Source organism: Microvirga sp. Mcv34 (assembly GCF_024519725.1).
In the GTDB taxonomy this organism is placed as follows: domain Bacteria; phylum Pseudomonadota; class Alphaproteobacteria; order Rhizobiales; family Beijerinckiaceae; genus Microvirga.
The window spans coordinates 1-7420 of sequence record NZ_JALJRK010000140.1 but is presented as its reverse complement, the minus strand read 5'-3'; the positions used below and the strand labels follow the sequence as shown (position 1 = coordinate 7420).

Here is a 7420-nt window from a genome sequence, read left to right as displayed (position 1 = left end):
GAGTAAGCATCACCCGCTGCGTCATGGCCGCACTCGTTGCGGCCACCCACGTCTTCGGAACCACCGCATTACAAAGACGTGGATGCCCGGCTCAGGGCCCGGCAGGACGAGGGGGAGGGCTTTTGCACCGTTATCCCGGGCCGTGCAACGGAACCCCGGCGAGCCAACAAAAAGCCCGGCACTGAGGCCGGGCTTTGGGATCATCGATGGCAGGCAGCCTCACTGCACGAGGCGAGGGCCGCCCGTGACCGGGTTCTCGTTCTCGGCCAGGATGCCGAGACGCCGGGCGACCTCGGAATAGGCCTCGACCAGCCCGCCCATGTCCCGGCGGAACCGGTCCTTGTCGAGCTTGTCCTTGGACTTGATGTCCCAGAGACGGCAGGAATCCGGGGAGATCTCGTCGGCCACGACGATGCGCATCATCTCGCCCTCCCAGAGACGGCCCGTCTCCAGCTTGAAGTCGACGAGACGGATGCCGACGCCGAGGAAGAGGCCGGACAGGAAGTCGTTGACCCGGATGGCGAGCGCCATGATGTCGTCGATCTCCTGGGGCGAGGCCCAGCCGAAGGCGGTGATGTGCTCCTCCGACACCATCGGGTCGTTGAGGGCGTCGTTCTTGTAATAGAATTCGATGATCGACCGGGGCAGCTGCGTGCCCTCCTCGATACCCAGTCGGGTGGCGAGCGAGCCCGCCGCCACGTTGCGCACCACCACTTCGAGCGGGATGATCTCCACTTCCCGAATCAGCTGCTCGCGCATGTTCAGGCGGCGGATGAAATGGGTTGGGATGCCGATGTCGTTCAGATGCTGGAAGAGATATTCCGAGATCCGGTTGTTGAGCACGCCCTTGCCGTCGATCACTTCATGCTTCTTGGCATTGAAGGCGGTCGCGTCATCCTTGAAGTGCTGGATGAGCGTACCGGGTTCCGGGCCCTCATAGAGGACCTTCGCCTTGCCCTCATAGATGCGACGGCGACGATTCATAGGCGTGTACCGTGGTTTGAGAAAATCCATTTGCCGTGGCTCCTGGGGATGTTCATTTTTTAGATCCGCGGCTGGCGTTAAGCGCGGCTGTTCACCGGCGCTCCGCTTGAAGGGGCAACCTATCCGATCCCTCGGGCAAGCACAACGCGGGGAGAATGGGCTGCAATTCTGCAACCTGCCGAAAGCACCATTTGAAAGATGGGGGGTGTCTGGCATCCGCGCGAGTGCGCCCTTATATCGCATGAAGGACAGCCAAGGAGAACAGGGCCCATGACCACATTCGACGATCGCCGCGATGCCTTCGAGAAGCAGTTCGCCCATGACGAGGAGCTGCGCTTCAAGGCGACGGCGCGCCGCAACAAGCTGTTCGGCCTTTGGGTCGCCGAACGCCTGGGCAAGACGGGCGAAGACGCGGAGGCCTATGCCAAGAGCGTCGTTCTCGCCGATTTCGAAGAAGCAGGCGATGCGGATGTCCTGCGCAAGGTCGGCCGGGATCTCGAAGGCGTTGGCCATTCCATGGCCGAGCCCGAGCTGAGAGCCAAGCTGATCCAGTTCACCGAGCGCGCCATCGAGGACATCAAAGCGGGCCGGTAACGGCCCGCCTTCCGCCTCAAGCCTCTGAACAATCAATACCATCCTGCCGAAAGGGCATCATGCCGACCCATCCATCGTTCCCCGAGCGGCTGAAAGCCGGCTCTCCCGTTCTGACGGCCTGGTGCGGCATGCCGGATCCTTCCGTGGCCGGCCTTCTGGCCCAGGAAGCCTTCGATGCCGTCGTCATGGATCTGCAGCACGGCTCCATCGACTTCGCGGCCGCGCTTCAGGCGGTGCCGTTGATCGCGGCCGCGGGAAAGCCCTCCCTGGTCCGCATCCCGGTGGGCGATTTCGCCTCCGCGTCGCGCTTCCTGGACGCGGGGGTGTCGGGCGTGATCGCCCCCATGATCAACACGATCGAGGATGCCAAGCGCTTCGCCGCCTTCACCAAGTTCCCGCCCGTCGGGGAGCGCAGCTGGGGCGCCTACGGGGCCTTGTCCCTGACCAGGCTGGAGCCCGGCGCCTATCTGCAGCAGGCCAACGACCTGACCGTCTCCTTCGCCATGGTGGAGACCCGGGAGGCGCTGGCCATCATCGACGACATCCTGGCGGTCCCGGGGATCGACGGCGTCTTCATCGGCCCTTCGGACCTCTCGATCGCCCTCTCGGGTGGAAAGAGCGTCAATCCCACCGGGGCCGAAGTCGAGAAGGCGCTCGACCATGCCCTCGCCCGCGTGAAGGCCGCGGGCAAGGTCGCGGCCATCTATGCCGTGTCGGGAGCGAGGGCGGCGCAATTGTCGGCCAAGGGCTTCCACATGGTGTCCATCGGCAGCGACCTCTCGATGCTCATGGCCGGAGCCCATGCGGCTCTGACGGCCGCCCGAGGTTAGATCCTTTCGAACCGCAAGGGCATCACACGGGAGCGCCTTCCCGGGATTTGACCTTGCGGTAATACGCCCAGAGCATCTTGGCCGCGACGCCCCGCCAGGGACGCCACGCCTCGGCCAGGGCGGCGAGCGTCCTGGCGTCCGGCCGCTGTTCCAGCCCATAGGCGAGCCGGGCCGCTTCCTGCACGGCCAGATCGCCGCTCGGAAAGGCGTCCGGATGCCCGAGGCAGAACAGCAGGTAGACATCGGCCGTCCAGGGGCCGATCCCCTTCACCCGCGTGAGGAGATCGTGGGCCTCCTCGGCCGGGCGGTTCTGCAGCTCGTCGAGAGGAAGCCTGCCCTCGACGAGCTCCGTCGCAAGGGCCCGCAGGGTCCTGACCTTGCCGGCGGACAGCCCGGCCGCGCGCAGGTCCTCATCGGAGAGCCGCAGAAAGACGTCTGGCGTCGGAGGTTCGAGGACCTGCCTCAGGCGGTTCCAGATGGCGGTCGCGCTGGCGGTGGAAACCTGCTGGCCGACGACGATCCAGGCGAGCCCCTCGAAGCCGGGCGGTCGCCGGCGCAATTGCGGCGTGATCCCGCTCTCGGCGAGCTTCGCCATCACCGGATCCGCCAGCGCCAGCTCGCTCAAGCCCCTCTTGAGAACCGCGTCCGTTTCGAGGAGGGTGGCCATACCTTTACGTCCCTTGTTCGCAGGCTCCCGTGACGAAGCCGGTCTTTCGATTCGCTCCCAGCCCCAATGGCCGGCTTCACCTGGGCCACGCCTATTCCGCCCTGCTCAACGCCGATTTCGCCCGCCGCTTCGACGGTCGCTTCCTTCTGCGCATCGAGGATATCGATATCACACGTTGCCGACCCGAATTCGAGGCTGCCATCTACGACGATCTCGCCTGGCTCGGTCTGCGCTGGGAGGAGCCGGTCCGCCGGCAATCGGAGCACTTCGCCGATTATCGCGCCGCCTTCCAGCGGCTGAAGGAGAGGGGAGGGGTCTATCCGTGCTTCTGCACCCGCAAGGACATCGCCGAGGCGATCGCCTGTCGGGAGGCGGAGAGCGGCGAGCCTTGGCCTCGCGATCCCGACGGCGCGCCGCTTTACCCGGGCACCTGCCGGGCCATACCGGCCGACGAGGCCGGACGCCGGATCGCGGCCGGCGAGCCCCATGCCTGGCGTGTCGATAATGCGGCGCTGGACGGGCTCGTGCCGGGACCACTCCGTTTCCGACGCTTCGACCGGGACGGCCAGGAAGAAGTGGTCACCGCGCAGCCCCGGCGCTGGGGCGATGCGGTGATCGTTCGCAAGGAGATCCCGACGAGCTACCATCTCTCCGTCGTCGTGGACGATGCGCTCCAGGGCGTCACCCACGTGGTCCGCGGCCAGGATCTCGAAGCCGCGACCGACCTGCACGTCCTGCTCCAGGCCCTGCTGGACCTGCCGACGCCGCGCTATCACCACCACGGCCTCCTGCGCGACCCGGACGGCGACAAGCTGGCGAAGAGCCGTCGGTCCAAGTCCCTGGCGGAATTGCGCGAGGAGGGCGCGACGCCGCAGGCCATCCGGCGACGGCTCGGCTTCTAGCCGACACCCAGCACGGAGAGCCAGACCAGGGTCGTGCCCAGGGCGAGGAATGTGGACAGGGTGATGGCGCTGGAGGCGAGGGCCACGCCCTCTCCATACCGTTCGGCGAACAGATAGGCGTTGATGCCCGAAGGGCAGGAGGCGAAGAGCACCGCAACGCCGGCCCAGACCGGCGGCATGTGGAAGACCTGCGTGGCGAGAAGAAGCACCACGAGAGGATGCACAACGAGCTTGAGGAACGAGATCACGGTCGGCAGCTTCCAGCCCGTCTGCAGGCCGTAGCGGCGCAGCGCAATCCCCATGGAGATCAGCGCGCAGGGAACCGCAGCGCTCGCTAAAAGATCCATGACCTGCCAGGCCGGAGCCGGCACATGGGCGGCAATGGGACGGCAGGCCGATCCGGCCAGGATCCCGACGACGATCGGATGGGTGAGGAGGCGGCGCAGGATCAGCAGGGGAGAGGCCTGGCGTCCCTCGGCCAGGATCGTCGCCAGCGTCATCGTGACGGGGAGGTGCACCGCGATCAGGAGAAAGAGCGGAACGGCGCCCTCGTCCCCATAGGCCTTGAGGATCATCGGGACCCCGACGAAGACCGTATTCGCCTGACCGGCCGAGAAGCCTGCGACGACGCCCGACACGCCCTTGATGCCGAAGAAGCGCCTGCCGATCACGGAGGCCAGGAGCCAGACGATGCCCACGCCGACGAAATAGGAGATCCAGTAACCCCACGGCTGGACGGCCGGGATCTCGGCACGGACGAGGGTGCGGAAGATCAGGCAGGGGAGGGACAGGGTGAAGACGAATTCGGACAGGCCCTCACCGGCCCGTTCCGAAATGAACCCTGTCTGGCGCGCGACATAGCCGATGCCGATCAAGCCGAAGACCGGCAGCACAATCGCGAACAGCTCAAGCATAGGCTTTATCGCAACTCGGCTCGCTGGGAGAGCGCGGCGGACGCGACGCTGTGGGACATCAGCTCGTTGACCTGCTCGCGCTGGCGCTTGAAGTCCACCAGCCCGCGGCCCTCGAGCTCCCGTCCGCGCGGCAGGCGGATCTTGAGAGGATCGACGAAGCTGCCGTTGATGAGCACCTCGTAATGGAGGTGAGGACCGGTCGACAGGCCTGTGCTGCCCAGATAGCCGATGACCTGGCCCTGCCGAACCCGGGTGCCCGGCGCCATGTTCTTTGCGAAGCCCGACATGTGGGAATAGGTCGTCGCATAGCCGTTGGCGTGCTGGATCTCGATGTGGCGTCCGTAGCCCGATTTCCAGTCGGCGAAACGGATGGTGCCATTGCCCGCGGCCAGGATCGGGGTGCCGACCTTGTTGGCCCAGTCGATGCCCGTATGCGGTCGGGAATATCCCAGGATCGGATGGAATCGCGACCCGAATCCCGAGCGCAGAATGCCGTCCGAGATGGGTTTGCGGATCAGGAACTTCTTGAGGGAGCGGCCCGATTCGTCGAAGAAGTCGACCGTACCGTCCTCGCCCTGGTAGCGGTAGACGCGGCGCGCCTCCCCACCCACGGTGAGCGCGGCATAGAGGATCTCGGGCGTGCCGCTCTCGTCGTCGGAGCCGTAGAAGACCTCGAAGGAATCGCCCTGCGAGACGCGGCGCTGGAAATCTACGTCGTAGCCGAAGATCCGCACCAGCTCGTCCACGCTCTCGCGGGGCAGCTCGTTCTTGAGCGCCGTCTCGTAGAGGCTCTCGTAGAGCCGCACGCCGCCGCGCCCGTCATCCTCCTCCTCGTCCTCCGAGGCCTCGGCCATCTGCCGGTTTCTCTCGTCGGCCGGGGGTGTCACGGACACGAAGACGCCGCGGTCGTTGGTGGCGGCGATCCCTTCGATGCCCCGCTCGCCGAGCGTGATCACGCGCACGATCTGCCTGGGATCCCCGAGACGGGGGCCGGGCGCGATGAGAATGCGCAGCCTCTGGCCCTCGCCCAGGCCGTCGACCTTGATGCGGGCGGCCAGCGCCGTCGTGATGGCGGCGATCTGCTCGGGAGTGCCCCCATAGCTGCGCAGGACCGTCTCCAGGGTCTCGCCCTTCTTGAGCACCACCTCGCGCTCTTCGAAGAGGGGCGCCATGGTCCGCTGCTCGACCTTGGGAAGATCGGTCACGTTCTCGGGAACGACCCGGACCTCGATCGTGCTGAAGGGCGCGTCGACGACCCGGGCATAGCCGAGGGCATCGCCGAGGCCGTCCGGCTGACGCAGGGTCCGGGACAGCATCTGCTGTGCCGGGATCGGCACGGAGCTGCGGCGCCCCGCTTCGTTGAAGACACGCCGCTCCTCTTCCAGGATCGCAAGCACGTCGCCGTCGGTCAGGGAAGGGGCGCTCGCCGCGATGGACACTATGGCAAGGTCGCGCCTGAGAACCGATACATCGGCGTCGGCGACTTCCGGGGTCGGCTCGACGCGCTGCTCATCCATTCCCTCGGCGAAGAGGCGCATGGGATTGAACGGCGGAATGTCGGCCGTGTAGGTGCCGGCCGTCAGCGACAGGTTCGTGGCGACGCGCACGAAGTTGCGCACCTTGATGGCCTCGCGCTCGCCGATGCGCATGGTCATCGGGGCCTTGAAGCTCTGCCGGGCCGAGGAGGTCAGCTCCGTCATGTTGAGCCGATCGGCCTTGCGGGCCACGTTCGAGGACCGTTCCTCATCGGCCGCAAGGGTCGACCGGGACCCGAGGGCCGCGCGCTCCGGGGGAAGAGCCGTGATCGCAGCGCCCTGAAGGGCCACATGGATGGAGGCGCCGATCAGGACCGCCCCCGTCACGCCGGTCAGAACGCTGGCGCCGAGCCAGCGCAGATTCACCTCTCTCTTGTCGACCTCCGGGGCCGCGCTCCCGCTGGGGTTGAGCGGCGGCTCATGTCCGAGATCGATGCCGGACGACAGGCGCGAGGCTTCCCTACGGGATCCCTTGGCGCGGCTGTCATCGGGAGGAAGCTGACTCATATGTCTCTGTCTGATGTCGATAGGGGCGGGTAGCTGTCACAGGCACCAGAGGCCATCTAGCACAGGAGACGACAACCGCACATATCCATAGATAAGCTTGGTCGGCGCGCCAACTCTCCGGCAAAGGAGGTTCGGTCAAAAGAGCGCCTTCGCGGCCCTGCTTCATTCCGCACTGTGACCGCAGTGAGGCAGGGGAGGAAAATACCTGTGCGGCAGGCGGGGCGGGGAGGAAAATCGCCCGCCTGTCAAAAAACCTTCACAAGCCCGTTGACAGGTGAAACGGGTTCGTCATATATACCGCCCATCGACGCCGCCGCTGACGCGAACGGCGCCAAGATCTTCCTCAGAAACCGGGCTGTTGGGCCCGACTTCGGTCGGGAACAAGCGCTGTTCTGCGGAGGTCTGTTTTTATCGGTGGCATCGAAAGATGTCTTGCTCTTTGACATTGTTGAGAGGGAAGAGAAGCGTAGGCGGCGGTGTCCTTGCG

The 7420-nt window shown here is 65.9% G+C and carries 8 protein-coding genes; 4 read left to right on the top strand and 4 right to left on the bottom strand.

Features of this window, described 5'->3' with window-relative positions; translation table 11 throughout:
- Positions 1-219: 219 nt before the first annotated feature.
- Positions 220-1014, bottom strand: a complete 795-nt coding sequence (gene purC / locus OC446_RS28600; protein WP_036362043.1) for a phosphoribosylaminoimidazolesuccinocarboxamide synthase — start codon at positions 1012-1014, stop codon at positions 220-222.
- Positions 1015-1254: 240 nt separating this feature from the next.
- Between purC and OC446_RS28595 the strand changes: the two genes are divergently transcribed.
- Both OC446_RS28595 and OC446_RS28590 read left to right on the top strand, forming a co-directional pair.
- Positions 1255-1578, top strand: a complete 324-nt coding sequence (locus OC446_RS28595) for a DUF1476 domain-containing protein (RefSeq protein ID WP_262032329.1) — start codon at positions 1255-1257, stop codon at positions 1576-1578.
- 59 nt (positions 1579-1637) lie between these two features.
- Positions 1638-2408 carry an HpcH/HpaI aldolase family protein gene (locus tag OC446_RS28590; RefSeq protein ID WP_262032328.1) on the top strand — a complete coding sequence of 257 codons (771 nt, stop codon included), beginning with the start codon at positions 1638-1640 and terminating at the stop codon, positions 2406-2408.
- 22 nt (positions 2409-2430) lie between these two features.
- On the opposite strand, the gene OC446_RS28585 is transcribed toward OC446_RS28590, so the two are convergent.
- Positions 2431-3075 carry a DNA-3-methyladenine glycosylase family protein gene (locus OC446_RS28585; RefSeq protein WP_262032327.1) on the bottom strand — a complete coding sequence of 215 codons (645 nt, stop codon included), beginning with the start codon at positions 3073-3075 and terminating at the stop codon, positions 2431-2433.
- A gap of 29 nt (positions 3076-3104) precedes the next feature.
- Between OC446_RS28585 and gluQRS the strand changes: the two genes are divergently transcribed.
- The gene (gene gluQRS, locus OC446_RS28580; RefSeq protein WP_262032326.1) at positions 3105-3977 is read left to right on the top strand and encodes a tRNA glutamyl-Q(34) synthetase GluQRS; all 873 of its coding nucleotides are present in this window, start codon (positions 3105-3107) and stop codon (positions 3975-3977) included.
- On the opposite strand, the gene OC446_RS28575 is transcribed toward gluQRS, so the two are convergent.
- Together OC446_RS28575 and OC446_RS28570 are read right to left on the bottom strand one after the other, a co-directional pair.
- Positions 3974-4891 carry an AEC family transporter gene (locus tag OC446_RS28575; protein ID WP_262032325.1) on the bottom strand — a complete coding sequence of 306 codons (918 nt, stop codon included), beginning with the start codon at positions 4889-4891 and terminating at the stop codon, positions 3974-3976. The genes gluQRS and OC446_RS28575 overlap by 4 nt on opposite strands.
- Positions 4892-4896: 5 nt before the next feature.
- The gene (locus OC446_RS28570; protein WP_262032324.1) at positions 4897-6933 is read right to left on the bottom strand and encodes a M23 family metallopeptidase; all 2037 of its coding nucleotides are present in this window, start codon (positions 6931-6933) and stop codon (positions 4897-4899) included.
- A gap of 207 nt (positions 6934-7140) precedes the next feature.
- Between OC446_RS28570 and OC446_RS28565 the strand changes: the two genes are divergently transcribed.
- Positions 7141-7420: hypothetical protein (locus tag OC446_RS28565; RefSeq protein WP_262032323.1), on the top strand; the 280-nt coding region annotated here is incomplete at its 3' end.